Raw genomic sequence first — 24,168 nt, forward strand, 5'->3', positions numbered from 1 at the left:
TGTCCAGCCTCTTTTTCAACGGCATAGGACGGGCGGGTCAATGTGGCTTTGGGGGCGCTTTCTCGGCCGCTTCAACGGCATCGAGGGCAGCTTCGACATCTTCGGGATCGCGGGACGGGACGGCGTAGCTGCCGTTGAACCAGCGCGCCAGATCGCGGTCGGCGCAGCGGCGAGAGCAGAATGGGCGGTAGGCCTCGACCGTCTCGGCGTCACACATCGGGCAGCTCATCTCTCCTCCAGAACCAAGGGCGCGCGGGCGCGTTTGCGTTGCAATTCATAATGCCCCAGCGGGGTCCAACCGACCAGCGCGGTTTCGATGTCATCGGCGCGCAGGGCCGCCCGCAACGCAGATTCAAAACCCCGGCGGTCCTTTTTGGGCATCGGGGCCAGATCGAGTGTGATCTGCCCGCCCAAGCCCCGCAGTCGCATGGCCCGCGGCAGGGCGCGGGCGCAGGCAAGGTTGGCTTTCACCCCGGCAGCAAGCGAGGTGTCGCGCCCGGTGTTGACATCCACCGCCACCAAGGCGCGGGTGGGTTCGACATACATCATCGCCCCGCCCCCCAAAGGCACTTCGATGCCACGCACAGTCTCCAGCGCATCCAGCACACCGTGGGTGTCAAACGACCCTTCAGCCGTCACGACTTCGGCGGCGGCAACCCAATCACGCCAGGCCAGAACATGGGGGCCATCGCCTTCGGCCAGCACTTCAACCTCGGTGCCGTCGTCCTCCAGCACTCTGTCGGCAAGTCCCAGCATGACAGCGATGTCTTCGGCAATCTCTTCGGCATCCGCTTCCGCGCAAGACGAGCGCAGGATCAGCCCATGGGGCGCCTCTGCGGCCACCTCATGGGCCACTTCCAGCAAACGGTCGCGCGTGTCTTCGTCGCGGATGCTGCGCGAGATGTTCAGCCCCGGCGCCTCCGGCGTGACGATCGCATAACGGCTTTTGAACAACAGCTTGGCGGTGACCGGGATCGCCTTGCCGGGTTCCGCATAGCCGCTGACCTGCACAAGGATCATCTGGCCAGGCGCCAAGCCCTTGATCTGCCGCAGAAAGGCGGAGCCATCGGGGGTTTTCAGGAACATCCCCCCCTGCCCCTTCACCGGCCTGTCGGCCTGCGCGCGGTAAATCGTGCCGGGACGCGGGGCGGGTGTATCCACCAACAAATCTTCCAACTGACCATCCACCATCAGGGCAGCGGCTTCGACCTCTCCCAGATGATCCAGCAATATGGTGCGGCCTTTCATATTGTCTCTCCCTGAAACTGCGGATGACCGGCTGCGCGCAGCAGATTGGCCGTCTCCGCCAAAGGCAGCCCGACTATCCCGGTGAAAGAGCCAGAAATCCACGGGATCAAGGCCCCGGCCGGGCCCTGAATGGCATATCCGCCAGCTTTGCCTTGCCAGTCGTTCGTGTCCAGATAGGCCCGGATCTCCTGATCAGACACCACCTTCATCTTCACCACACTCTGCACATCGCGTTCCCAGACCCGCTCGCCCCGTTTGACGGCCACTGCCGTGATCACCTTGTGCCTGCGCCCCGACAGCATCCGCAAAAACGCCTCGGCCTCAGCCCGGTTCGCGGGTTTGCCAAGGATCCGACGCCCCAGCGCCACGGTGGTATCCGCACAAAGCACGATATCGTCCGCGCCCGCATCCACTGCCGCCACCTTTTCACGCGAAATGCGCGCGCAGTAAGGGCGCGGCAGCTCGTTTTTCAATGGGTCTTCATCGATATCAGGCGGGCGTACGGCATTGGGCACAATACCGATCTGCGCCAACATCTCCAGCCGCCGGGGCGAGCCTGATCCGAGGATGAATTGAGGTGTATCCGTCACCGGAATGCTCCGTAGGGTGCGCATTTACTGCGCACCGCGGCCGCCGCAATCGCAACAGGTGCGCGGCCCGCGCGCACCTTACCCATCACTTGAACCGGTAGTTAATCCGACCTTTGGTCAGATCATAAGGTGTCATTTCCACCTGTACCTTGTCGCCTGCCAGAACACGGATTCGGTTCTTGCGCATTTTGCCTGCCGTATGTGCGATGATCTCATGGCCGTTCTCAAGCTCGACCCGAAATGTCGCGTTAGGCAGGAGTTCCTTGACGACACCGGGGAATTCGAGCGTATCTTCCTTGGCCATGGTCTCTCCTGATTATAACAAGGCCGATTTGGCCTCGAGGCGTTAAATGAGCGCATTTTGCCCTTTTTTCAAGGGGTATTAGCGCAAGCGCACCTGCAAAGCCGTCGCGTCACGCCCCAACTGCCCTTCCCAATGGCTGCGATTGAGCACAACACCGTCCCGGCGTACCGCCGCCACCTGGGCAAGATCGGCCTCTGCATAGGTCCATCCAGGGCAGTTCATCTGGCCCAGACCCAGCACGCCCGTTTCCGGAAACCCCATGTCGGGAGGACAGAATACGCCACCCACCCCATGGCTGGTGCCCAAGGCCTCCGACCAATCGGCATCGCCAACCACGCTGGACATCGCTGTGATGCACTGCTGTTCCAGCGCGCGGGCCTGCGCCCCGATGCGCACGCGCCAGTACCCTGCCTGCGCCTCTGTCACGCTGGGCACGCAGATCACGTCACATGTGCTGAGCGCCCGACCCAGCAGCGGAAACTCCGCATCATAGCAGATCAGAATGCCGATCTTGCCCAGCGCTGTATCAAAGACCTGAAGGCGGTTGCCCGGCACGACGTCCCATTCTTCGGCTTCAAACCGCGTCATGACCTGCTTGTCCTGCACACCGATCTGGCCGTTTGGTGTGATCAGCCGGGCGCGGTTGACCGGCCGCATATCGGCGGCAGCAGGACCGGAGCCCGCAACGATGTGCACACCGTATTCCGCCGCCAGCCGCTGGTGCACTGCGTCCGCTTGTGCCAACCGGTCAGAGACCGCCCAGAGCGACCGCTCCAGATCGCCTGCCACTGCCAATCCGTCCAGCGTGGCCAATTCCATAGCGGCATATTCGGGGAACACCAAGAGCGCGGCCCCTGCGCCAGCGGCTTCGGCCACCCAAGCCTCTATCTTGTCCTCATACTGCGCATCAGACGTCAGAACATCGAGCGGATAAGCTGCCGTTGCGATTTTCATGGAATACCCCCTCACCTGTTCTTGCGTCCAACAACGGTCCGTGGCAAGGCCTCCCCGACAATTCAACACCGTGAAAATACACCTTCTCGACCGGTGCTCAACTTGACCTGCGCTCAGGATAATTTCACACTCAGCCCATCTGAAGAAAGGCACGGCCATGTTGAAAAAAGGCGTGACCCTCAGAGGGATTGAAGTGTTTGAGGCGTTGGCCCAAACCGGCTCCGTGGCGCGGACCGCGCAGGCCACCGGCCTCAGCCAACCCGCCGTCAGCCAACAGATGCGCAACCTTGAGGCCGCGATCGGTGCTGAACTGATCGACCATTCCCGCCGCCCGATGCGCCTGACCCCGGCGGGACAATTGTTCCTGCGCCGGGCAGGTGCGGCCCTGTCGGAACTCCGGCAAGCGCAAAGCGAGGTGACCGTGATGGACCTTGCGCACCTTGAAGAACTCAGCCTCGGCATCATCGACGATTTTGACGATGACCTGACCCCCCGCCTGGCCACCATCCTTGCCGACAGCATGACCGGTTGCCGGTTTCGCATGATCACTGCGGGCAGCAATGAACTGGCCCATGGGATTGCAACGCAAGACCTGCATATGGCCATCTCAGCCCGCCCGACGGAGGCCCTCGCGGGCGTTGTCGAATACCCGCTGGCCCGTGATCCGCTGATCATTGTTGCCCCCGCTGGACCGGCTGACAATGCCTCCGCGCTCCTTGCCGGGATCAGTCCCCTGCCGTTCCTGCATTATGCAGCCGATCAACTGATCGCGCGCCAGATTGCAGGCCATCTGGCCACCGCCGACATTAAACTCTCCTCCCGTTTCGAGATTGGCAGCCATTTGGCGCTGATGGCCATGGTGGCGCGCGGCATCGGCTGGACGATCACCACGCCCCTTGGCTTCATGCGCGCAGCCCGGTTCCACGATGGCATGCAGGCCATGCCGCTGCCCCTGCCGGATGCTGCACGGCACATATCGCTCTTTGCCGGGGCCGATTGGTCCGGCCCTGTCCCCCGCGACATCGCCACCACCATGCGCAACCTGATGCAGGATCACATGATCGCGCCCGCCATCAGCGCCCTGCCCTGGCTCGCAGATAGCTTTCACCTGATGGAGACTTCCGACAATGACTGACCCCCATGCCAAGATCGTCATCCTCACCGGGGCAGGCATATCCGCCGAAAGCGGGATCGAGACCTTCCGCGCCGAAGACGGTCTGTGGGCGCAGCACCGCGTCGAAGACGTGGCCACACCGGAAGGTTTCATGCGCGATCCTGAACTGGTGGTGAATTTCTACAATGCCCGCCGCGCGCAATTGCCGGAAGTGGCGCCCAACGCAGCCCATCGCGCACTGGCCCACCTCGAAACCCACCACAGGGGTGAGGTGATCGTGATCACCCAGAATGTCGACGACCTGCACGAACGTGGTGGCTCGCAATCGGTGTACCACATGCATGGTGAGCTGAATTCGGCCCTCTGTGCGGCTTGCGAGAACCGCTGGCCCGCGCCCATGGTCATGGCCCCCGGCGATCCCTGCCCCAGATGCGCCGCCCCCGCCGCGCGCCCCGATATCGTCTGGTTCGGCGAAATGCCCTATGAAATGGATACCCTCTTTGCCCATCTGGGACAGGCCGATGTCTTTGCCGCCATCGGCACCTCCGGCAATGTCTACCCTGCCGCTGGTTTCGTGGCCGAAGCCCGCCGCGCAGGCGCCCATACAATTGAGTTCAACCTTGAGCCTTCTGCCGTGGGCAACCAGTTTCAAGAACACCGCACTGGTCCGGCCTCAAGAACCGTCAGCGATTGGGTTCTAAGCATCATCGGTCGGCAGTGACCCCGCAAAGATCGTGCAGATCAGGCGCGCGCTGGCATCACCTGTTGCACCGCACCCGCGCCCACCAGATAGAGCGAGCTGATCACCAGCCCCCAATGCGCCCAGCTTTCAGGATGGAAATCCACCCAGGCCGCCCATCCCGCAAAGAACGTCCAGGCCAGCGCCATCGGCAGGGTCACCAGCCGCCAACGTTCTGTCCGGACCGGATGGACAAACTTGATCGGCACGAACATCGCCGCTGAAAGCACTGTCACGATCACCAGACAAACCCACCATTCTGGCGACAGGGCAAACAGGACCAGAACCAGCATGTTGAAACAGCCCGGAAAGCCTGAAAAGGAGTTATCCTTCGTCTTCATGCGCGTATCACAGAAGTACATGGCAGAGGCGAAGGTAACGACAATGATCATCACCCATCCGCTCCACCCATCCATAAGCCCGGATTTGAACAGCGCGAAGGCCGGGATGAAGACATAGGTCAGGTAATCAATGATCAGATCCAGCAGCACGCCGTCAAACTCCGGCGCATTGACCTTCACGTTGTATCGCCGTGCCAGCGGCCCATCGATCCCATCGACAAAAAAGGCCACCACAAGCCACAAGAACATCAGATCCCATTCGCCATCCACAGCAGCGAGCATCGCCAACATGGCAAATACGGCACCCGTAGCGGTGAAAAGATGAACAGCGAGCGCACGCAAACGAATAGACATGCGCGCAGGTGTCGCAAATTGGTTGAGGGGATGCAAAGGAAAAGGCATGCCTTTGGGTCTGGCATTCAAGGTCAGGCTTGAGCCATCTCACGCTTGCGGACGATACGCCGTCCAAGTTCATTCGTCGGACGCTCAACCATAACATAGGTCAGCGTGGACAACGCCAACGATATGGCAAGAACCACGGCAAAAGTGACCAGCCCGGCTTGCGGCACAAGTTGCAGGTCCGTCAGGACATGCGTGACCAACAAGTGGGTGAGGTAGAGGCTATAGCTCACAGATCCCACAAACAGCATCGGTCGGGCGGTCAGCGCTTTGGTAAGCCACCCTGCGCGGGCTGGCGTAACAAAAACGATCAAAATGGCCGTTGCGACCGCAATCAGAGCATCACGTCCGCCAAAGTCCAAGGCCATTGCAACGCCGTAGCCGACCAATGCGCCTGCAATCCAGAATGTCACCTGCCGTCCTTCGACCCCCTCAAGCTTTTGGCGCAGGTAAAAAGCCAGAACGCCGATAAAGAAAAGATGCCCGCTCGCGACTGGCGACCATGAAATCGGCCGGGATGTTCCAAATATCTCTTTCGAGATATAGGATAAGATCGCCGTCAGCAGCAAAAACCCAATGACCGCCAGTAGCGTTCTGGGGATGGTTCGTCCCAAGAACAATACCGTCGGCATGACCACGTACCAGAAGACTTCAATCGGGATCGACCATTCCACACCAAGCAGTGAGTTGGCGATGCGGTAATCGAGATAGCTCAGCATCGTCATGTGCACGATCAGATTATAGAAATCCGGCCCCACATCATAGAATTGCATCCAATACGGCAAAGTGAACTGCCCGGATCGCCAGAGCAGTGTCGCCACGACAAGCATCATCCAATAAAGCGGGACGATGCGCATCAGCCGTCGAAAGAGGTAGTGCCTGTAACTGGTCGCCTCTCCGAACGTCTTGGCAATTGTGAAACCCGAAATTACGAAGAAAATATCGACGCCGTACTTTCCCGCCAACGTGATCGACTGGCCCAATAGGCCCAGTTCACTGAACGCGCCAGTGTGAATGATCACAACCATGGTAGCTGCGATTGCGCGCAGGCCGGTTATGAAGTCCGTGTCGCCGTAAACGCGGGTGATCTGCAAGGTAAGGTACCGGGTATGAGAAAAGACCGCTCTCTATAAGCCGATTTTCTACACTCTGCCAATCTCTATTCCTGCCGCGAAAACCCGCCCACAGATCATCTGACACTGACAGACCATGCCTCAGTGTGTCTTGCTCAGATCCTGCGCCACCATCAGGGCATTACCGTCAGGGTCGTAAAACGTGGCCATCCGCACCATACCTTCCACTTCTACCGTTTCGCCGTCAAAACGAACGCCACCGGCTTCCATCGCGGCGCGGGTTGCATCAATGTCAGGCGTGCCAAAAACCGGAACCGCGTTACCCGGTGTAGGCTCCCCCTGTTCACCAAGCCCCAGTATCACGCCCGGCGTGAAGGTGGACATCTCGCTCCACCCGGCTTCATCAATGTGATAGCGCAGGGCAAATCCGAGGGTCTTTTGATACCATTCCGCGCTGGCATGGCGGTCGCGCACAGACAGCGCAAAGGTGATTTCTGAATCAAGTTTGGCAAGGGCCATGGGGTTTCCTTTGCTGGTAAATGATAGTAACTATACTTTATGGACATCTCCGATCTTGTCAAGCTCACATCCAAAGCCTGGGCAATCCCCATTCTGGCACAATTCGGCGCAGGTGTGCCGGGGCGACAGGCACCGCTCCTGCGCGCCACCGGTGCAAGCCGTACCGCCTTTGGGCAAAGCCTTACCCACCTTCAGGCCATCGGTGTGTTGGAAAGGAACCCGTCACACGGCCATCCGCTGCGGCCGGAGTTTCGGCTGACCGAGCACGGCAAGGCACTGGCCGCCCCGGCACTGGCCATCCACGACTTGACGAAGGAAACACCGCATGAAGCGCTGATCCGCCGCATGTGGGTAATGCCACTGCTCGCATTGACCCGTGATCCCCGGAGCTTCTCCACGCTGGCATCAACCCTGCGCCCGATCACCGACCGTGCCTTGTCACAGGCCCTGCTACGGTTGCAAACCGCAGGATGGATTCACCGCGATGTGGACATCACCGCCCGCCCACCACGCGCCACCTATCAGGCGCAGCAGACCGGTGCGCAGATTGGCAAGGAGGTTCTGACGATGCTAAAGGCAGGCACCTCGGCTGACCTGCGCGAAACAGAACCAAAACTGCCTCCCCCGCGCCCCACTTTGGGTTGACGTCCAGCCCGATTCACCCTAAAGCCACCGAACCAGTTTCAGGGTCGCCCCGCGCGGCCCATTTTTAGTGTTGCGCCGCACGCCCGGCCAGCCCCGCCAAAAAGAGGATGAGCCCATGTCGCGCGTTTGCGAATTGACCGGAAAAGGCCCGATGACGGGCAACAACGTTAGCCACGCCAACAACAAGACCCGGCGTCGGTTCCTGCCCAACCTGAATGAGACCACGCTTCAGTCCGAAGCGCTTGGACGCTCGTTCAAGCTGCGCATCTCCGCCCATGCCCTGCGCAGTGTCGATCACCGCGGTGGCCTGGACAAGTTCCTTGCCAAGGCGAAAGACAGCGATCTGTCCGCCAACGCGCTGAAGATCAAGAAGGCGATCAAGAAAGCAGGCGCCGGTGCCGAAGCACTGAGCTAAGCCTCATTTCCAATCTGCGGATGTCGCAACCCCGGTGCCCTTGGCCCGGGGTTGCGTCGTTTTGGCGCTCGAATTCCGCGCCTTCCCGTCGTATGCTCAGACCAGAATGACGCGGATTTTGCTCTCCCTTTTGCTGACACTGTCACTGGCCTTCACCAGCCTGACAATGGCGCAGGCAAGTGGCGCGGCGGCCGCAACTGGGCAGATGGTCATCTGTTCCGGCTTGGGCACCACGATTGTCTATGTGGATGCTGAAGGGCAGCCGACACGCCCCCCCCACCTCTGCCCCGATTGCCTGATCGTACTGGCGCCGGACGGCGCGGATGCGCCGCTGACGCTGCCACACCGTACCCAGCCAGCCCGCTTTGTTGAACAGCTCTCTGACCGCGCTCCATCGCCGGTCAAGGGCCTTACGCCGCCCTCCCGTGCGCCCCCTTGTGATGTCTGACCCCCTACTCCGATCAGACATTCCAAAGGACACAAGACATGAAACTGAAAACACTGCTTGGCGCAACCCTGATGACAGGCCTGCTCACTTCCACTGCCGCCTGGGCCGAGATCATGGTCAAAGACGCTTATGCGCGCAGCTCCACGCCAAATTCAAAAACCGGGGCCGCCTTCATGATGGTGATGAACCATGGCGACGCAGACGACCGCCTGATCGCGGCCTCCTCTGACATTGCCAAACGTGTGGAACTGCACACCCACATGGAAGACGAAAACGGCGTGATGAAAATGACCGAGCTTGAGGACGGCATGGCCATCCCCGCAGGTGGCGCGCATCACCTGAAACGCGGGGGCGATCATGTGATGTTCATGGGACTCACCCAATCACTGGTGCAAGGGGAAGAGATCACCATCACCCTGACCTTTGAGAAAGCCGGTGAGGTGGACGTCACAATCCCCGTGGATAACGACCGCAAGCCCACCCACGGCGGCATGGATCATTCCCACACCGACCACGGCTCAGACAGCTGAAAACCCTACCCGGCGCGCCCGCCGCGCGCCGGCCTTCCCCGCAAGGATGACCTCCATCGCGGAGACCCTCCCCCTTCCAAATGGTTCAAAAAACCTGGAGAGTTTGAGAGGCAAAGCCTCTCATCTGCGCAGGTGTCGCACCACCTGCAACGTCAGATCAACAGCCCCGCCGCGCCCTCATGGCGCAGCAAGGCTACCTTCGTCTCCACGCCGCCCGCCCCGGAAAACCCCGTTAATCCCTTGGCCCCCATCACCCTGTGACACGGAATGATCACCGGAATCGGATTGCCGCCACAGGCCTGCCCGACCGCCTGCGCCGGAATGCCCAAAGCCTTGCCAATCTCGCCATAGGTCTTTGTATATCCAAACGGAATCGCCAGCATCGCGTCGCAGACACGTCGTTGCAGATGGCTGCCTTGCACGCGCAGCGGCAGATCAAACGCTTCCAGCGCACCCGCATCATAGGCTTCAAGCTGCGCAACAGCGCGGTCCAGCAGCGCGGAGGCATCTTGCCGTGGATGCCACTCCCAGGTCAGTGCCGTAATCGCACCGTCGTTTTCATGGCAGGTCAAAGGCCCGAAGGAGGTTTCAACAGAGCGTGTTTTCATTACACCACTCTGCCCGCGCATAGGGGACCGCTCAACCCGAAACCTGCGCGTTAGGGAAGCCCCAACCGGATCGGCCCCCGCGCCGCCACGGCATCAACGACCCGGCCCTTTTGCGTTACAGCAATCTCTCCCCGTGCCGCCATCTCCCCGGCAACGGAGCGCACCTCCGGCGTCAAGCCCCGCCAATCCGCAACCAAGGCCCGCGCCACTTCCGAGGGGCAGATCGTCTTGCCCACCCCCCGTTCATTCACCTGTCGCGCAATCTCTGCCGCGATCTCAGCCGCTGACGGCGTCATGGCAGCGCCCGCAAACCCCCGGCGTGGCGTGGCTGCCCACATCCGGCAGCACCTTCCAGCACCGCGCGCATTTTTCGCCTTCGGCCTTGGCAAAGACCACCGCTACGCCGTCAGTCTCCGGCATCGTAAACGCCCCTTCGGGCGCGGCATCGCTGCTCAATGTGATATCCGAGGTGATGCTCACATCCTCAAACGACACGCTTTCCAGCGCCGCCAATTGATCCGCGTCCGCCACGTAGACTGTCGGAGCCGCCTCCAGGGAGGCCCCAATCACTTTCTCCGTCCGCTGCACTTCCAACGCTGCCGTCACAACCCGGCGCGCAGCACGGACCTTCGCCCATTTCGCCGCCAGCGCCGCATCCAGCCATGCCTCCGGCGTCTCCGGCATGTCGACCAGATGCACCGACGACCCCTCGCCCGGGAACCGCTCCAGCCAGACTTCTTCCATGGTGAACACCAGCACAGGTGCCAGCCATGTGGTCAGGCGGTGGAACAGGATATCCAGCACCGTCCGCGTCGCCCGCCGACGTGCCGTATCACCGTCGCAGTACAAAGCATCCTTCCGGATATCGAAGTAGAACGCGCTCAAATCGACAGTGGCAAAGGTGAACACCGCCTGAAACACACCCTGAAAATCGAACCGGGCATAGCCGTCGCGTACAACCTTATCCAGCTCCGCGACCCTGTGCAGCACCCAGCGTTCAAGCTCCGGCATATCCGCAGGGTCCACCCGATCCGCTTCCGTAAACGCAGACAGAGCACCCAGCATATACCGCATGGTGTTGCGCAAGCGGCGATAGCTATCCGCCACGCCTTTCAGGATTTCATCCCCGATACGCTGATCGGCGGTGTAATCTGTCTGCGCCACCCAAAGCCGCAGGATGTCCGCGCCATACTGCTGCACGATCTTTTCCGGCACGATGGTGTTGCCGATGCTCTTGGACATCTTCAAACCCTTGGCATCCAGCGTAAATCCATGGGTTACCACATTGCGATAGGGCGCATGGCCCTGCGTACCGACGGACTGCAACAGCGAGGAATGGAACCAGCCGCGGTGCTGGTCCGTGCCTTCCATGTAAACGTCAGCAATTCCGTCCTCCGTCCCGTCCTCACGGTCGCGCAAGGTAAACGCATGGGTCGATCCGGAATCGAACCACACATCCAGAATATCCATCACCTGATCGTAGTCCTCAGGGTTCACAACATTGCCAAGGAAGCGCTCCTTGGCCCCGTCCTCGTACCAGCAATCAGCCCCTTCGGCCTCGAACGCCGCCACGATGCGCGCATTCACTTCATCGTTGCGCAGCAGGAAATCAGGATCGGTCGGCAGCAGCCCCTTGCGGGTGAAACAGGTCAGCGGCACGCCCCAGGCACGCTGGCGCGAGAGCACCCAATCGGGCCGGGCCTCCATCATGGAATGCAGGCGGTTGCGGCCGGATTTGGGCGTCCACTTCACCCGATCAATTTCCGAGAGCGCCCGTTCGCGGATGGTGAAGGTATCGTTCCCAATCGTCAGAGGCTTATCAATCGCGGCAAACCACTGCGGCGTGTTGCGATAGATCACCGGCGCCTTGGAGCGCCACGAATGCGGATAGGAGTGTTTGATCTTGCCGCGCGCCAGCAAACCGCCGACCTCAACCAGTTTGTCGATCACTGCCTTGTTCGCATCGCCCTCCCCGCCTTTGCGGCTGAGGATAAACTTGCCGCCAAAGAACGGCAGATCATCGCGGAAACGGCCATCGTCCATGACGTTGTAGGTGATCACCTGTTGCAGCATGTTCAGGTCGCGGTAGAGCTCATATTCCTCCATCCCGTGCGACGGCGCGCAATGCACGAACCCCGTGCCTTCAGTGTCGGTCACAAACTCTGCTGCGCGGAAATCGCGGATGTCGTCCCATTCGCCGTCCGACCCTTCGGCGCCTGCCAGCGGGTGTTTCAGGCCCAGACCTGAAAGCTCATCCGCGCTCACGTCACGCCGCCGCGTCCATTGCCCCTCTTCCAGCCGCGCCCGGCCCAGCACATCCGCTGCGAGGTTGTCCGCCAGCAGATAGCGGTCCCCGACAGAGGCCCAGCATTCGTCAGGCGTTCCGGTGATTTCATACAGGCCGTAGGAGATGTTCTCCCCGTAGACCACCGCCTTGTTCGACGGCAGTGTCCAAGGCGTCGTGGTCCAGATCACCACTTTCGCGCCGTCCAGATCTTTGGTTCCGCCATCCACCTCAAACTTCACCCAGACGGTAAAACTATCCTTGTCGTGATACTCCACCTCTGCCTCGGCCAGCGCCGTCTGCTCCATCGGCGACCACATCACCGGCTTCGACCCCTGATACAGTGTCCCGTTCATCAGGAACTTCATGAATTCCTCGGCAATCACCCGCTCCGCATGGAAATCCATCGTGAGGTATGGTTTCGCCCAATTGCCCGTGATCCCCAGCCGCTTGAACTCATCGCGCTGGATATCCACCCAACCCTCGGCAAAACTCCGGCATTCGCCCCGGAATTCGTTGATCGGCACGTCGTCCTTGTTGCGGCCTTTCTTGCGGTACTGCTCCTCGATCTTCCATTCGATGGGCAGCCCGTGACAATCCCAACCCGGGATATAGCGCGCGTCATACCCCATCATCTGATGCGAGCGCACGATCATATCCTTGATCGTCTTGTTCAGCGCATGCCCGATGTGCAGATGCCCGTTGGCGTATGGAGGGCCGTCATGCAGCGTAAACGGCCTGCGCCCCTGCTTCTCCCGCAGCCGGTCGTATACGCCAATCTCTTCCCAGCGTTTGAGCCATTCCGGCTCGCGCTTGGGCAACCCTGCCCGCATCGGAAAGTCGGTCTGCGGCAGCGTCAGGGTGGATTTGTAATCAAGCGTATCGGTTGTCTCGGCGCACATGTCAGGCGTCCTTTTCACGGTCGTATTTCAATTGGAAAGATGAGCGGTGCGATGGTCTCAAACACCTCTGCCCGGCGTCTCACGTCTCAGAGCGCCGGGGATATAATTCGAATGATGCGAGCAGCAAGGCCTGTCATGCCGCGCTTATACGCAGCGCATAAGGCGCAAACAAGTCCCAACCCTTCCCTCTTTTTGGCCTTAAATATCCCAGCGCGCCCTTCACAACCCGACACCACAGCAGCGATGACGCAGACCCCGCCCCCCGGGCACCAAATCAATAATCTCGTGCGGGCGCAGGCCCGCTCCTTTGGATCACGCCTCCCGGCGCCCAAAGAGCCCGCCAATGCTGCGCCCAATGATCCCGCGCACTGACGGCCGCTTGCCTGCGGAAAACGGCAAAGGACGACAGACCTCCATCGCGGCCACGCCCACCCGCGCGGTCAACGCGCCGTTTACCATGCCTTCGCCAAACCGCCTGCTCAGCTTGCCGATGATCGACCCGCCCAGCACAGGCTCCAGCAGATCATCCCCCACCGCCACAGCGCCCGTGGCCACCATATGTGACAGCACCGCGCGGGTCAGACGCCACCCGCCCAGAAACCCCGACCGCCCGCCATATATCTCTGCCACCCGTCGGATCATCCGCAAATTCGCCGTCAAGGCCGCCGCCACATCCGCCAATGCCAAGGGAACCAACGCCGTCACCGTCGCGACCTGCCGCGCCGCCGCTTCCACCTCGCGTGACGCCGCCGCATCCAGCGGCACCAACAGCTCCTGCTCCACCAGCCCCAGCATCCCTTCCGCATCCAACTGATCGCCGCGCAGCTCTGCCAACCGGTCCCGGCCCCAACGGGTATCCTCCCGCCCGCGATAAAGCGCGACCAATCGGTCCGTCACCCCCCGTGCCGCCGCCAGATCCGCAGCACGCAACGCCGTCGCCGCATCGTGACGCAGGCCATCCAGTCGCGACAGCCGCCCAAACGCCGCCATTTCCCGCAGGGAGATGGCCACAAGAACCAGCAGGAAAACCGCCAGGAGCACCGAAAAGGCCCAACCCAACACAGGCACACGCACCATCAGGTCGGCCACGAAATTCCACGCCGCAACGGAGATCACTGCACCGATCAGCGCCACCAGCAACCCCCAGAACAGCCGCACCAGCCGCGACGGTTTGCGTGCCGCAAACTGCGCTGCCGCCTGCATCGCCGCCCCCTGCGGGGTTTCCACCGCGACAAGATCCGGCACCGGAGGGGCTTCCGCGACCGAAGGAGCCGCGTCTTCCAGATCAAACAGAACAGGACCCTTGGCCATCACAAGCCCTCCTTTTTCCAGACATAGCGGATGTCGGGCAGCCGCTCATCGTTGCGCGCACCCTCCGTGCGGGCCACTTCAACAAACCCGTGCCGCATATAGAATTTCTGCGCCTGTGTATTTCTCTGAAACGTCCACAATTCCAGCGTTCTACGGCTCTCTTTTAAAGTGGATAACAACGCGCTTCCAATCCCACGCCCCCGCGCGTGTCCTGCCACATAAAGCGCATTCAGGTCCGGCCCGTCACAGGCCGCAAACCCCACAACGCCCTTATCCTCCACCACACTCACCCATCCGCGCGCGATCATCATGCCGGCAAAGGACAGATCCTCCGCCCGCGTATGAATGCGCGGCATCCAGTCGGTGGTGTCGATGAACTCGGACAGGATACCACCGACAGCCCCTGCATCCGTCGACCGTGCCGGGCGGACAATCACAACCGATCCCCAAACAGGAACTCCGCCGCCCGGTCCAGCCGGATGTGCGGCGGCCCATCGCCGGGGCGCATCGTCAAAGGTGCCGGCGCAAAACGCATCACCCGATAGTCCTGATCCAGCCAGCTTTGCGCCCCGGCCATGGCGGGGTTCAGCAAATGTGAGGGGTCCGAAGGCAGATCACCGGGGTAAAACGCCGCTTCCTTGCCCGTCTCCAACAACGTCCCCCGCACCACTGGCAAATCCACGCCTTCATGGGGCATCATCGCCTCCGTTGTGGCGCGCAAAGATGCAATCGCCATCGCCGCTGTTCCCGCACCCGCATATTGTGCCCGATCCCGCGCCTCTCGGGTCAGGGCCTCCATGATGGCTGCCAGTTTGGCATGTTGCTGGTGATGCAGATGGTCGGCCTTGGTGGCAGCAAACAGGATCTTTTCCACCCGTTTGCCCGACAGCAGATTGGTCAGAAACCCGTTCTGGCCGGGCCGGAACGCCGCCAGCGTCTCTCCCATGGCCTGCCGTAAATCCTCCACCGCGCGGGGCCCTTGATGGATCGCACCGAGCGCGTCCACCAAGACCATCTGACGGTCGATACGCGCAAAATGATCGCGAAAGAACGGCTTGGCCACCTGCCGCTTGTATGCCTCGTAGCGCCGCCCCATCTCCCGGTGCAGCGAACCGCGCGCCGATGTGCTCTCCACCGGCAAGGGCGCGAAGGTCAGCACCGGAGAGCCTGCCAGATCGCCGGGCAACAGGAACCGCCCCGGCGTGCAATCGGAATATCCCGCGCCCCGCGCCGCATGAAGATAAGCGGCAAATTCCTCAGCAAGCTTTTGCGCCACGACCTCATCATGTTTCCCAGCAGGATCAACATCTTCCATCGCGGCGTTAAACGCCTGTGCGACCTGCCGATCCGCGATCCGGGCCAGCGTTTCGGCCGACCATTCTTCGTAACTGCGCTCCATCAGCGCCAGATCAAGCAGCCATTCACCGGGGTAATCTACAATATCCAGATGCAGTGTCCGTGGCCCCTGCAAACCCGACAACAACCCGTTGGGCCGCACCTTGAGCGACAACCGCAGTTCCGAAATCGCCCGCGTGCTGTCCGGCCAATGGGGGGTCGTTCCGGTCAATGCCGCCAGATGCCGCTCGTATTCGAAACGCGGCAAGGTATCATCCGGCTGAGGTTGCAGAAACGCGGCTTCGATCCGCCCCTCGGCAGCGGCCAGCAGCCCCGGCATCCGCCCCCGGTCCAGCAGATTGGCCACCAGCGAGGTGATGAAAACCGTCTTGCCCGACCGCGCCAGCCCGGTGACCCCGAGCCGGATCACCGGTTCAAAGAATGTCTCCGACACCGTATCCTGCACCTGCTCAACCTGCCGCCAGATGCCATCGGCAATGCGTGAAAGTACCAAATTCGCCCCGCCCTTCGTGCCATGAGACTAAATAGGATGCAGCGGCGGGGATTGCCAGCGGCGGCGCGCATCGCTAATCCGACGCCATGCCCCGCTATGCCCTGAAAATCGAATACCACGGCGCGCCCTTTGTCGGCTGGCAACGCCAGACCGATCAGTGTTCCGTGCAAGGTGAGATCGAAAAAGCACTGGGCAAACTCGAGCCCGGCGCGCACAGGATCGCCGCTGCGGGGCGCACGGACGCAGGCGTGCATGCGCTGGCACAGGTGGCCCATTGCGACCTGAAGGACGCGTGGGACCCCTTCCGGCTGTCGGAGGCGTTGAACTACCACCTCAAACCACAGCCCATCGCGATCACCGCCTGCGAAGCGGCGCCCGAAGATTTCCACGCACGTTTCTCCGCCCGTGAGCGGCGGTATCTGTTTCGCATTCTCAGCCGCCGCGCGCCTGCCACCCATCAGGCGGGGCTGGTGTGGCAGGTCAAACATACGCTGGATGTTGGCGCGATGCAGGAGGCCGCCAACATACTGATTGGAAAGCATGATTTCACCACGTTCCGGTCCACCGTCTGTCAGGCGGAAAGCCCGGTGAAGACGCTCGATCATCTGACGGTGGCGGCGGTGGAAACACCCGGCGGACGGGAATACCATTTCGACGTGCGCGCGCGGTCTTTCCTGCACAATCAGGTGCGCAGCTTTGTCGGATCGCTGGAGCGGGTCGGGACTGGATCATGGCAACCCGGCGACATGGCCGCAGCGCTGGCCGCCCGTGACCGCGCCGCCTGCGGGCCGGTCTGCCCGCCGCAGGGATTGTATCTGGCCCATGTCACATACGTTAACAATCCTTTCACAAAAGGCCCTTAAATTGGTCCAAAAGTTGTACCAGCCTTGAAATAATGGTATGCGTCCACAATTAAACGATTGAATTTAGACCTGAAAGATATCCACAGCCCTTATGAGACGCCCTGTCCGCCGCCCCATGTCGACCAGCCGCCCCGCCCGCAAATCGCGCCAGCAGGTGGCCGCGCTGTGCTACCGCAACGGTGATGCCGGCAAGGAAGTGTTGCTGATCACCAGCCGCGACACCGGGCGCTGGATCGTGCCGAAAGGCTGGCCGATTGAGGGCAAGGATGGCGCGCAGTCGGCCCTTCAGGAAGCATGGGAAGAAGCAGGCGTGCGCAAGGCACAGATCGACAGCGATCCCATCGGCACCTATTTCTATGAAAAAGGCCTCAATGACGGCGACAGCATCCCGGTTGAGGCGGAGGTCTACCTTGCCCATGTGACCAAACTGCGCGACAGCTATCCCGAAGTGGATGAGCGGGAGCGTGCGTGGTTTGCCCCGAAGGAAGCCGCAAATCTGGTCGATGAGCCTGAGCTTCGGGAGATCCTCAGAACGCTCTGACCGGCGCGTCTATCCCCGTTTTTGGGATGCCAGTTCCCGGCGCAAGGCTCTGACCGGTAGGTCGGGCAAGCCTTGACGCGCCATCTCAGCCGTCTGCAACACATCCCACAGCATGGACGCAACCGGTGTCGGCACCTCCCGCGCCGCTCCCATCAGCATAAGCGCCCCTTGCAACGCGCCACCTTCCGTCGGCACCCGCTGCATCAGATCCTGCGCCACAGGGCTGCGCAAGGCAGAGGCATGGGGCAGCAGATCATCCGCCACCCGCCGGAAGACTGCTGTCGGCATGCGCAACAGACGCGGGATGGTGCCGGCCGGCCGTGCGGTTGTGGTCAGAATGGGCCGCAGGCCATGGGCGCCCAGCACCGCCAGTGCTTCGGCCCATTGATCGGCCATCAGCCGACGCCACCCACGGTTCAGCATCTGCATCCGCAGGCGCATGCCACTGAGCGCATTGACAGCCCCCATCAGGTCCACCAGGAACCGCCCCCATTGCAGCGCTTCGACCTCGCGGCTGTGGCGCACATCAAGCCCCGGCAGACACAAGCGTGCAGCCAGATCGCCACGCCCGCCGCCAATAATCATTGGCCCGGCGGACGTCCGGTAGAAACACCCCTGCCCCAAGGCCAGCACGTCAAAGGCCAGAATACCCCCGCGCAGGTCGCATCCGGGCAAATCGGACGTCAGCAGATCCTGCTGCGGGACACCGACCTGCAAGGTGATGACGACGGTGCGGGGGCGCAGTTCCGCCTCGATCCGCGCGGCAAGGACGCGGTTTTCCGCGGCAGGTGCGGTGATCAGAACAACATCGGCATGGCGGAAGCACCCCGTCTGATCCGTCCAGGTCAGCCCATCCACATCGACACGCTGCGCCATGCCGGCATGATCGGTCAAAGTCAGGCCATGGGCGCGCAGTTCCACCAAAGGCGCGCCTTCGGTCCAGAACGTGACGCGGAAGCCGTCCAGGGCCAACAAACCGGCCAGATAAGCGCCGCGGGCCCCGGCACTGCCGCCGCCCCCCGCAATCACGATATGCGGGCGCGCCATGGCTAGACGGTCAGCCGCGCTGTGGCGGCCACCTCTTCGCCTGCACGGCTCATCGACCCAGGCACCACCGCATGATCGCCTTTTGCGCATGCAGGCGGTTCTCGGCTTCATCAAAGATCACCGAATGTGGTCCGTCCATCACGCTGGAGGTCGCTTCGTCATCCCGGTGCGCCGGCAGGCAGTGCATGAAAAGCGCATCCGGTTTGGCCCGCGCCATCAGCGCATCGTTCACCTGATAACCGCGCAGCTGGTTGTGACGCCGCTCTCGTGCGGATTGCGGATCGTGCATGGACACCCAGGTGTCCGTAACCACCAGATCGGCCCCCTGCACCGCCTCATCGGGATCGCGCACAGTGGTGTAGAGACCATCCAGGCTACGCTCGGGGTCCAGCGGTTCAGGGCCGGTGAAGACCAGATCGAACTCGAACTGTTTGGCCGCATGGGCAAAGCTGGCGAAGACGTTGTTGCCATCCCCGGACCAGACGACCTTTTTGCCCTTGATCGGGCCGTTGTGTTCTTCGAAGGTCATGACATCCGCCATGATCTGACACGGATGGGTGCGGTTGGTGAGCCCGTTGATCACCGGCACGGTGGCGTATTCGGCCATCTCCAGCAGGGTGGCCTCTTCGAATGTGCGGATCATGATCAGATCCACATAGCGGCTGAGCACGCGGGCGGTATCAGCAATGGTTTCGCCATGCCCCAGCTGCATGTCAGAGCCTGACAGCACCATTGTCTGCCCGCCCATCTGGCGCACGCCCACGTCAAAGCTGACCCGCGTGCGGGTGGAGGGTTTTTCAAAGATCAGCGCCACCATGTGATCCTTGAGCGGCTGATCCGCGTCCGGTGCCGCCTTGGGGCGGCCTTGGCGGGCAGCCTTGGCCTCAATCGCGCTGTCGATGATGTGACGCAGGTCGGCGGTGTCTGTTGTGTGGATGTCGAGAAAATCAGTCATGTTCGTCTGCTTTGTGTCGGTGGGGATTTTCGGGGGCTGTCTGCCCCCGGACCCCCGAGGTTTTTTGAACCATTTGGAAGATCAGGCTGGCGTCAGACTGCCTGCAGCGGTGTCGAGACGGGTGATCGCTTCGGCAATCTCCGCGTCGGTGATGGTGAGGGGCGGCAGCAGGCGCACGACGTTGTCGGCGGCGGGCACGGTGATGACTTCGGCAGCATATCCCGCCGCAACAAGATCGCCGGGGGCCACTTTGCATTTCAGACCGAGCATCATGCCAGCGCCACGCACGCTTTCGAAAACATCCGGGTGTGAGGCCACCAGCCCTTCAAGTTTCTGACGCAGGAGCGCGGATTTGCGCTGCACCTCTGCCAGAAATTCAGGATCAGCGATGATGTCCATGACACGGGCGCCGATCGCGCAGCCCAGCGGGTTGCCCCCGTATGTTGAGCCATGGGTGCCAGCGGTCATGCCCGAAGCGGCGTCTTCTGTGGCCAACACGGCACCAAGGGGAAAGCCGCCACCGATGCCCTTGGCAACCATCATGATGTCTGGTGTGACCCCCGCCCATTCATGTGCGAACAGGCGGCCGGTGCGCCCCACGCCGCATTGCACCTCATCCAGGATCATCAGGACACCATGTTCATCACACAGGTCTCTCAACCCCTTGAGGCAGGCGTCAGGCAGCGGGCGGATGCCGCCCTCGCCCTGAATGGGTTCAACCAGCACCGCACAGGTCTTGTCATTGATCGCGGCGGTCAGCGCGTCGTGATCGCCAAACGGCAGATGAACAAAGCCCGGCAAGAGCGGGCCGAAGCCTTTTGTCATCTTCTCTGAACCCGCCGCTGCGATCCCGGCAGAGGACCGGCCATGGAAGGCGCCGTCAAAGGTGATGACTTCCACCCGTTCGGGCTGGCCTTTGTCATGGAAATACTTGCGCGCCATCTTGACGGCCAGTTCACAGCTTTCAGTGCCGGAGTTGGTGAAAAAGACCGTATCGGCGAAGGTATGTTCCACCAGTTTGTCTGCCAGTTCCTGCTGTTGGGGGATCTGGTAGAGGTTGGAGGTGTGCCAGAGCGCCGCCGCCTGATCGGTCAGCGCCTTGACCAGCGCCGGATGCGCATGGCCCAGCGCATTCACCGCGATACCGGCCCCCAGATCGAGAAATCGGCGTCCATCCGCTTCGATCAGCCAAGCGCCCTCACCTTTTACAAAGCTCAGCGGCGCACGCGAATAGGTTGGCAAAACGGATGAAATCATCGGGGTCGTCCTTTGAAATAAGGGCCACAGGAAAACGCCAAATGGGCATGGCCTGCGGCTGTGGTCAAGTCTGTTTGGGAAAGGCTGCGGTCACGCAGCAGGATCGGCCTGTCTTAAACAGGCACGCCGGGCATCAACGCTGGCGTCGTCGCAAAAGGGATGTTGCACATACGATCATGCGCGTGACTTAGGACAGAAACGGCACGAAGAAAAGCATTAAACATCCGCTGCACCGTTCCGCTTTGCAGCTCATGGGGAGCCATGTTCCAGCCGCGTCTACAGAACAACGGCATTGCTGCGCTCCTTATTGCTGCGGCTCATGACGCGCTCCATTTAAACGTTGTGCCCGATGGTGGCGCGGTGCTGGGGACCGCGATCCTTGTCACCGGCACGATGACATTGACGCTCGGAGAAGTGCCCCTTGGACAGGTTCGGCAAGCCCTGCGGCGCTTCCTCCCTTGCACCCACCATCTGAGGCATTAGTATAGGGGACTGAATTTGACAAAGCGGCCCGGTTGAGTGGGGCCGCTTTTTAGCAAGGAAGCTACGATGTCCTGGACCGATGACCGTGTTGAGACCCTCAAACGCATGTGGGGCGAAGGCCAGTCTGCCAGCCAGATCGCCAAGGAGTTGGGCGGGGTGACACGCAATGCCGTGATCGGCAAGGTGCACCGTCTGGGTCTGTCCAACCGCGCCACCGCAGGCACCGCCGCGAAGGCTGAGCCAAAGGCCAAACCTGCACCGAAGGCGGAACCGAAGGCCAAGCCAGCGCCCAAGCCCGCGCCGGAGATGAAGACGGAAGCCGCCGCACCGCCAAAATCGAACCTGCCCGCGCGCAAGCAGATCATTCCTGCAGGCCAGCCCCTGCCGCCGCAACCCTCTGCGAATGAGATCAGCCCGGAAGCGTTGGCCAAGGTCAACGAGGTGGAGAAGAAGGCCAAGAAGATCAGCCTCATGGAATTGACCGAGCGGACCTGCAAATGGCCCGTAGGTGATCCCGCGACGGAGGATTTCTGGTTCTGCGGCTTGCCGGTGAAACAGGGCAAGCCCTATTGCGAAGCGCATGTGGGCGTGGCGTTTCAGCCCATGTCGTCACGGCGCGATCGCCGTCGCTGACCCCGCTGGAAAACGGTCCGGCCACGACAATACCAAAGGCGCGACATCCATCGATGCCGCGCCTTATTCTATTCAGTGCTGCCCATGTTTCAGATCAGCACATGAAGGAGAAGACATCGATGTCAGCCACATCGGTAACGCCTTCGAGGGTCAGCGAATTGCCATCCCCAAAGTCAACGACGGTGTTGCCATCGACGGTTTCTGCCGTTTCCATGAACATGGCGGCGGCATCCATGCCATCCCCTGCTAGTGAGACATCAAGGAACAGAATGTCCTCACCTGCGGTGAAATCGGTGATCCTGTCATTGCCAGCGATGAAGTCGAAGCAATCCGCATCGGCCCCACCTGTCATGACATCATCACCCGCGTCGCCAACGAGGTAGTCCATCCCGGCACCGCCATCCATGGTGTCGTTGCCTTCACCACCGATCAGGGCGTCGTGGCCTTCTGCGCCGGACATCATATCATCACCGGCTTCGCCATCGAGGTAATCATGCCCGTCCGAGCCTGTGACCGTGTCATTGCCCCCGTCGGCAAAGACCATGGCCCAATCCCCTTCCGCCGTGATGTCATCATCGCCAGCGGTGCCGATTTGAATGCCCTCGTCATCGCACCCTACCATTTCAGGTTCGGGTTCAGGCTCTGGTTCGGGCCTTGGCTCGGGTTCCGGCTCCGGGGTCGGTTCCGGCGTAGGCTCGGGCTCCGGCGTTGGTTCAGGCGCAGGTTCTGGCGCAGGTTCTGGCGCTGGCTCCGGTGTCGGCTCCGGGGTTGGCTCGGGTGCCGGTGCGCTATCGGTCTCAACCGTGTCGGAGGTATCACCCTCAGTCCGGGCGAAGTTCTGCGTCACGACGACACCGTCAAAGCCGCGCATATCGCCCTGTTCGATCCCGATCCCGATTTCAGTGAAGTTGGGATTGAGGATGTTGGCCCTGTGTCCGGGGCTGTCCATCAACCCCTGATGCAGTTGTACAACGTCATCCGATATCCCATCCGGTCCGCGTTCTGATTGCCAGGCGATATTCTCGCCCGAGGTCCAGGCCCCCTCAAAGGGATAGTTCGCAGCCTGCATCCGTTCCGTTGCTGTCGATCCCCCTTCTCCCGTGTGGGAAAAAGTATCCGTGTCGATCATCCATTGGCTGTGATCTTCGCTGGATGCGTTCAACAGCGTGTTGAGCACGAGCGGGTTCAACCCCGCATCCGCCCTCTCTTTGTTGATCAGATAGAGCATCTGTCTTTCGGTGGTACTCGCCAGTGACATTGGTTGTCCTTTCTTTGCCAGTTTACTGGGAGTGCCGACTAAGCGCGCCCTGCCGCACCTCTTCAATCACCGGCAAAGCAGCGCCTAAAAATCAGCCAAAGCCCGCTTGAAGGAAGCGCGTCCCATTGCGGATTTTTGCTAGGAAATCTGATGCTTATATTATGTTCACTGTCGTAATATCGATCATCTGGAGTTGCTGGAGCGTGCACCAAAAACAGGCATGCCAAGCTGTCGGGACAGAGGCGAGGCGCGCAGATTGTCATTGTGCTGAGGGGCGTTGCACGTCCCCACACATCGGCTTTGCCCCATCAATGCAGGCACAAGCCTCGCCAACGTTCGGGGCCGACGTGAGGTGGATTGCAAGATCGGGGTGAGAGGCGCAAAAAGGCGTCCGCCCTGTTGCACACAAGTCTAAAGAGGACTGTTCAACGCCTGACCTCTCTGCGAAACTATCAACACACAAGGAATGTGGGGAGAGTCCAATGCTAGAAATCAGTACCGGGAAAGTCGTCAGAGTGATCATGCTCGCGCGTGAATATGGCCCCGACAGCGTGAGCCTCTCCGATTTCATCTCTGGCCTCAACGACGATGAAAAGGCCAACCTCGTGGCGGTGATGTGGATCGGACGCGGCAGCTTCGAAGCCGAAGAGCTTGAGTACGCCAAGGAGGAAGCGCGCCGCGAGGCCTCTGCGCCAACAGAAAATTACCTGTCCGGCATACCCAGCCTGCCCGAGCATCTTGAAAGCGGACTGGAGGCGCTGGGGATTGATGTGACCGAAGCTGAGGATGACCTCTGAGCACACCGCTGCAACATTTCCAACACAGAGGTGAATTGCACCTTTGCGTGTTGCATGGTTC

28 protein-coding genes are annotated in these 24,168 nt (G+C 61.2%); 10 read left to right on the forward strand and 18 right to left on the reverse strand.

From position 1 onward, the window contains the following. Positions 1-37 precede the first annotated feature (37 nt). The 5 genes from Q1A91_RS00150 to Q1A91_RS00170 all read right to left on the reverse strand — a co-directional run bounded on the left by Q1A91_RS00150 (position 38) and on the right by Q1A91_RS00170 (position 3,096). Entirely contained in the window at positions 38-229 is a 192-nt protein-coding gene (locus tag Q1A91_RS00150; RefSeq protein ID WP_299871069.1) for a DNA gyrase inhibitor YacG, read from the reverse strand. Beyond that, entirely contained in the window at positions 226-1,248 is a 1,023-nt protein-coding gene (locus Q1A91_RS00155; RefSeq protein ID WP_299871072.1) for a ribonuclease E/G, read from the reverse strand. The genes Q1A91_RS00150 and Q1A91_RS00155 overlap by 4 nt, the downstream gene beginning before the upstream one ends. After that, positions 1,245-1,838, reverse strand: a complete 594-nt coding sequence (locus Q1A91_RS00160; RefSeq protein WP_299871075.1) for a nucleoside triphosphate pyrophosphatase — start codon at positions 1,836-1,838, stop codon at positions 1,245-1,247. Before Q1A91_RS00160 ends, Q1A91_RS00155 begins: the two co-directional genes overlap by 4 nt. Positions 1,839-1,923: 85 nt before the next feature. After that, positions 1,924-2,142, reverse strand: coding sequence for a translation initiation factor IF-1 (infA, locus tag Q1A91_RS00165; protein ID WP_005978431.1), 219 nt, complete (start codon positions 2,140-2,142; stop codon positions 1,924-1,926). A 78-nt stretch (positions 2,143-2,220) separates the two neighbouring features. Further along, complete coding sequence (locus tag Q1A91_RS00170) at positions 2,221-3,096, reverse strand: carbon-nitrogen hydrolase family protein (protein ID WP_299871078.1); 876 nt, start codon at positions 3,094-3,096, stop codon at positions 2,221-2,223. Positions 3,097-3,253: 157 nt separating this feature from the next. Between Q1A91_RS00170 and Q1A91_RS00175 the strand changes: the two genes are divergently transcribed. Together Q1A91_RS00175 and Q1A91_RS00180 are read left to right on the forward strand one after the other, a co-directional pair. Further along, positions 3,254-4,231 carry a LysR family transcriptional regulator gene (locus Q1A91_RS00175; RefSeq protein WP_299871081.1) on the forward strand — a complete coding sequence of 326 codons (978 nt, stop codon included), beginning with the start codon at positions 3,254-3,256 and terminating at the stop codon, positions 4,229-4,231. Then, complete coding sequence (locus tag Q1A91_RS00180) at positions 4,224-4,931, forward strand: NAD-dependent deacylase (protein WP_299871084.1); 708 nt, start codon at positions 4,224-4,226, stop codon at positions 4,929-4,931. The genes Q1A91_RS00175 and Q1A91_RS00180 overlap by 8 nt, the downstream gene beginning before the upstream one ends. A 20-nt stretch (positions 4,932-4,951) precedes the next feature. Here Q1A91_RS00180 and Q1A91_RS00185 read toward each other — a convergent pair whose 3' ends face one another. From Q1A91_RS00185 to Q1A91_RS00195, 3 genes are all read right to left on the reverse strand, one after another. Continuing rightward, on the reverse strand, positions 4,952-5,644 hold the full coding sequence (locus tag Q1A91_RS00185; RefSeq protein ID WP_299871087.1) for a CDP-alcohol phosphatidyltransferase family protein: 693 nt from the start codon (positions 5,642-5,644) through the stop codon (positions 4,952-4,954). Between the two features lie 71 nt (positions 5,645-5,715). After that, complete coding sequence (locus Q1A91_RS00190) at positions 5,716-6,783, reverse strand: acyltransferase (protein ID WP_299871089.1); 1,068 nt, start codon at positions 6,781-6,783, stop codon at positions 5,716-5,718. A gap of 120 nt (positions 6,784-6,903) precedes the next feature. Further along, entirely contained in the window at positions 6,904-7,281 is a 378-nt protein-coding gene (locus tag Q1A91_RS00195) for a VOC family protein (protein WP_299871091.1), read from the reverse strand. A gap of 39 nt (positions 7,282-7,320) precedes the next feature. Between Q1A91_RS00195 and Q1A91_RS00200 the strand changes: the two genes are divergently transcribed. From Q1A91_RS00200 to Q1A91_RS00215, 4 genes are all read left to right on the forward strand, one after another. Continuing rightward, positions 7,321-7,926, forward strand: coding sequence for a winged helix-turn-helix transcriptional regulator (locus Q1A91_RS00200; protein WP_299871094.1), 606 nt, complete (start codon positions 7,321-7,323; stop codon positions 7,924-7,926). Between the two features lie 115 nt (positions 7,927-8,041). Then, complete coding sequence (gene rpmB / locus Q1A91_RS00205) at positions 8,042-8,341, forward strand: 50S ribosomal protein L28 (protein WP_299871096.1); 300 nt, start codon at positions 8,042-8,044, stop codon at positions 8,339-8,341. 106 nt (positions 8,342-8,447) lie between these two features. Continuing rightward, a complete protein-coding gene (locus Q1A91_RS00210; RefSeq protein WP_299871099.1) occupies positions 8,448-8,789 on the forward strand; it encodes a hypothetical protein in 342 nt (113 codons plus the stop codon). Positions 8,790-8,827: 38 nt separating this feature from the next. Beyond that, positions 8,828-9,319 carry a copper chaperone PCu(A)C gene (locus Q1A91_RS00215; RefSeq protein ID WP_299871101.1) on the forward strand — a complete coding sequence of 164 codons (492 nt, stop codon included), beginning with the start codon at positions 8,828-8,830 and terminating at the stop codon, positions 9,317-9,319. 152 nt (positions 9,320-9,471) lie between these two features. Here the strand turns inward: Q1A91_RS00215 and Q1A91_RS00220 are convergent, their stop codons facing one another. The 6 genes from Q1A91_RS00220 to Q1A91_RS00245 all read right to left on the reverse strand — a co-directional run bounded on the left by Q1A91_RS00220 (position 9,472) and on the right by Q1A91_RS00245 (position 16,273). Further along, positions 9,472-9,927 carry a methylated-DNA--[protein]-cysteine S-methyltransferase gene (locus Q1A91_RS00220; RefSeq protein WP_299871104.1) on the reverse strand — a complete coding sequence of 152 codons (456 nt, stop codon included), beginning with the start codon at positions 9,925-9,927 and terminating at the stop codon, positions 9,472-9,474. Between the two features lie 50 nt (positions 9,928-9,977). Next, positions 9,978-10,223 (reverse strand): DUF3253 domain-containing protein, encoded by a 246-nt coding sequence (locus Q1A91_RS00225; protein WP_299871107.1) that lies wholly within the window; start codon positions 10,221-10,223, stop codon positions 9,978-9,980. Next, a complete protein-coding gene (gene ileS, locus Q1A91_RS00230) occupies positions 10,204-13,113 on the reverse strand; it encodes an isoleucine--tRNA ligase (RefSeq protein ID WP_299871110.1) in 2,910 nt (969 codons plus the stop codon). Before ileS ends, Q1A91_RS00225 begins: the two co-directional genes overlap by 20 nt. A gap of 312 nt (positions 13,114-13,425) precedes the next feature. Then, a complete protein-coding gene (locus Q1A91_RS00235; RefSeq protein ID WP_299871113.1) occupies positions 13,426-14,424 on the reverse strand; it encodes a YcjF family protein in 999 nt (332 codons plus the stop codon). Then, the gene (locus Q1A91_RS00240) at positions 14,424-14,861 is read right to left on the reverse strand and encodes a GNAT family N-acetyltransferase (RefSeq protein ID WP_299871116.1); all 438 of its coding nucleotides are present in this window, start codon (positions 14,859-14,861) and stop codon (positions 14,424-14,426) included. The genes Q1A91_RS00235 and Q1A91_RS00240 overlap by 1 nt, the downstream gene beginning before the upstream one ends. Further along, the gene (locus Q1A91_RS00245) at positions 14,858-16,273 is read right to left on the reverse strand and encodes a YcjX family protein (RefSeq protein WP_299871119.1); all 1,416 of its coding nucleotides are present in this window, start codon (positions 16,271-16,273) and stop codon (positions 14,858-14,860) included. Before Q1A91_RS00245 ends, Q1A91_RS00240 begins: the two co-directional genes overlap by 4 nt. Positions 16,274-16,359: 86 nt before the next feature. Between Q1A91_RS00245 and truA the strand changes: the two genes are divergently transcribed. Further along, on the forward strand, positions 16,360-17,136 hold the full coding sequence (gene truA / locus Q1A91_RS00250; RefSeq protein ID WP_299871122.1) for a tRNA pseudouridine(38-40) synthase TruA: 777 nt from the start codon (positions 16,360-16,362) through the stop codon (positions 17,134-17,136). Positions 17,137-17,227: 91 nt separating this feature from the next. Continuing rightward, on the forward strand, positions 17,228-17,677 hold the full coding sequence (locus Q1A91_RS00255; RefSeq protein WP_299871123.1) for an NUDIX hydrolase: 450 nt from the start codon (positions 17,228-17,230) through the stop codon (positions 17,675-17,677). A gap of 9 nt (positions 17,678-17,686) precedes the next feature. Here Q1A91_RS00255 and Q1A91_RS00260 read toward each other — a convergent pair whose 3' ends face one another. The 3 genes from Q1A91_RS00260 to Q1A91_RS00270 all read right to left on the reverse strand — a co-directional run bounded on the left by Q1A91_RS00260 (position 17,687) and on the right by Q1A91_RS00270 (position 20,936). Beyond that, on the reverse strand, positions 17,687-18,724 hold the full coding sequence (locus tag Q1A91_RS00260) for a 2-dehydropantoate 2-reductase N-terminal domain-containing protein (protein ID WP_299871127.1): 1,038 nt from the start codon (positions 18,722-18,724) through the stop codon (positions 17,687-17,689). 49 nt (positions 18,725-18,773) lie between these two features. Then, a complete protein-coding gene (gene argF / locus Q1A91_RS00265) occupies positions 18,774-19,679 on the reverse strand; it encodes an ornithine carbamoyltransferase (protein ID WP_299871130.1) in 906 nt (301 codons plus the stop codon). An 81-nt stretch (positions 19,680-19,760) separates the two neighbouring features. Then, complete coding sequence (locus tag Q1A91_RS00270) at positions 19,761-20,936, reverse strand: aspartate aminotransferase family protein (protein WP_299871132.1); 1,176 nt, start codon at positions 20,934-20,936, stop codon at positions 19,761-19,763. A 549-nt stretch (positions 20,937-21,485) separates the two neighbouring features. Between Q1A91_RS00270 and Q1A91_RS00275 the strand changes: the two genes are divergently transcribed. Further along, positions 21,486-22,052 (forward strand): GcrA family cell cycle regulator, encoded by a 567-nt coding sequence (locus Q1A91_RS00275; protein WP_299871135.1) that lies wholly within the window; start codon positions 21,486-21,488, stop codon positions 22,050-22,052. A gap of 94 nt (positions 22,053-22,146) precedes the next feature. Here Q1A91_RS00275 and Q1A91_RS00280 read toward each other — a convergent pair whose 3' ends face one another. After that, positions 22,147-23,310 (reverse strand): CAP domain-containing protein, encoded by a 1,164-nt coding sequence (locus Q1A91_RS00280; RefSeq protein ID WP_299871138.1) that lies wholly within the window; start codon positions 23,308-23,310, stop codon positions 22,147-22,149. A gap of 482 nt (positions 23,311-23,792) precedes the next feature. Here Q1A91_RS00280 and Q1A91_RS00285 point away from each other — a divergent pair, with 482 nt between their 5' ends. After that, positions 23,793-24,107, forward strand: a complete 315-nt coding sequence (locus Q1A91_RS00285) for a DUF3775 domain-containing protein (protein ID WP_299871141.1) — start codon at positions 23,793-23,795, stop codon at positions 24,105-24,107. Positions 24,108-24,168: the final 61 nt, after the last annotated feature.

The sequence above is a fragment of the uncultured Sulfitobacter sp. genome (assembly GCF_947500075.1).
GTDB lineage: Bacteria > Pseudomonadota > Alphaproteobacteria > Rhodobacterales > Rhodobacteraceae > Sulfitobacter.

Bases quoted from the DNA above. Each gene is read 5' to 3' on its own strand.
- Q1A91_RS00150 (WP_299871069.1), bottom strand. From the start codon at position 229: ATGAGCTGCCCGATGTGTGACGCCGAGACGGTCGAGGCCTACCGCCCA.
- Q1A91_RS00155 (WP_299871072.1), bottom strand. From the start codon at position 1,248: ATGAAAGGCCGCACCATATTGCTGGATCATCTGGGAGAGGTCGAAGCC.
- infA (WP_005978431.1), bottom strand. From the start codon at position 2,142: ATGGCCAAGGAAGATACGCTCGAATTCCCCGGTGTCGTCAAGGAACTC.
- Q1A91_RS00170 (WP_299871078.1), bottom strand. From the start codon at position 3,096: ATGAAAATCGCAACGGCAGCTTATCCGCTCGATGTTCTGACGTCTGAT.
- Q1A91_RS00175 (WP_299871081.1), top strand. From the start codon at position 3,254: ATGTTGAAAAAAGGCGTGACCCTCAGAGGGATTGAAGTGTTTGAGGCG.
- Q1A91_RS00180 (WP_299871084.1), top strand. From the start codon at position 4,224: ATGACTGACCCCCATGCCAAGATCGTCATCCTCACCGGGGCAGGCATA.
- Q1A91_RS00185 (WP_299871087.1), bottom strand. From the start codon at position 5,644: ATGTCTATTCGTTTGCGTGCGCTCGCTGTTCATCTTTTCACCGCTACG.
- Q1A91_RS00195 (WP_299871091.1), bottom strand. From the start codon at position 7,281: ATGGCCCTTGCCAAACTTGATTCAGAAATCACCTTTGCGCTGTCTGTG.
- Q1A91_RS00200 (WP_299871094.1), top strand. From the start codon at position 7,321: ATGGACATCTCCGATCTTGTCAAGCTCACATCCAAAGCCTGGGCAATC.
- rpmB (WP_299871096.1), top strand. From the start codon at position 8,042: ATGTCGCGCGTTTGCGAATTGACCGGAAAAGGCCCGATGACGGGCAAC.
- Q1A91_RS00210 (WP_299871099.1), top strand. From the start codon at position 8,448: ATGACGCGGATTTTGCTCTCCCTTTTGCTGACACTGTCACTGGCCTTC.
- Q1A91_RS00215 (WP_299871101.1), top strand. From the start codon at position 8,828: ATGAAACTGAAAACACTGCTTGGCGCAACCCTGATGACAGGCCTGCTC.
- Q1A91_RS00220 (WP_299871104.1), bottom strand. From the start codon at position 9,927: ATGAAAACACGCTCTGTTGAAACCTCCTTCGGGCCTTTGACCTGCCAT.
- Q1A91_RS00225 (WP_299871107.1), bottom strand. From the start codon at position 10,223: ATGACGCCGTCAGCGGCTGAGATCGCGGCAGAGATTGCGCGACAGGTG.
- ileS (WP_299871110.1), bottom strand. From the start codon at position 13,113: ATGTGCGCCGAGACAACCGATACGCTTGATTACAAATCCACCCTGACG.
- Q1A91_RS00235 (WP_299871113.1), bottom strand. From the start codon at position 14,424: ATGGCCAAGGGTCCTGTTCTGTTTGATCTGGAAGACGCGGCTCCTTCG.
- truA (WP_299871122.1), top strand. From the start codon at position 16,360: ATGCCCCGCTATGCCCTGAAAATCGAATACCACGGCGCGCCCTTTGTC.
- Q1A91_RS00255 (WP_299871123.1), top strand. From the start codon at position 17,228: ATGAGACGCCCTGTCCGCCGCCCCATGTCGACCAGCCGCCCCGCCCGC.
- Q1A91_RS00260 (WP_299871127.1), bottom strand. From the start codon at position 18,724: ATGGCGCGCCCGCATATCGTGATTGCGGGGGGCGGCGGCAGTGCCGGG.
- argF (WP_299871130.1), bottom strand. From the start codon at position 19,679: ATGACTGATTTTCTCGACATCCACACAACAGACACCGCCGACCTGCGT.
- Q1A91_RS00270 (WP_299871132.1), bottom strand. From the start codon at position 20,936: ATGATTTCATCCGTTTTGCCAACCTATTCGCGTGCGCCGCTGAGCTTT.
- Q1A91_RS00275 (WP_299871135.1), top strand. From the start codon at position 21,486: ATGTCCTGGACCGATGACCGTGTTGAGACCCTCAAACGCATGTGGGGC.
- Q1A91_RS00280 (WP_299871138.1), bottom strand. From the start codon at position 23,310: ATGTCACTGGCGAGTACCACCGAAAGACAGATGCTCTATCTGATCAAC.
- Q1A91_RS00285 (WP_299871141.1), top strand. From the start codon at position 23,793: ATGCTAGAAATCAGTACCGGGAAAGTCGTCAGAGTGATCATGCTCGCG.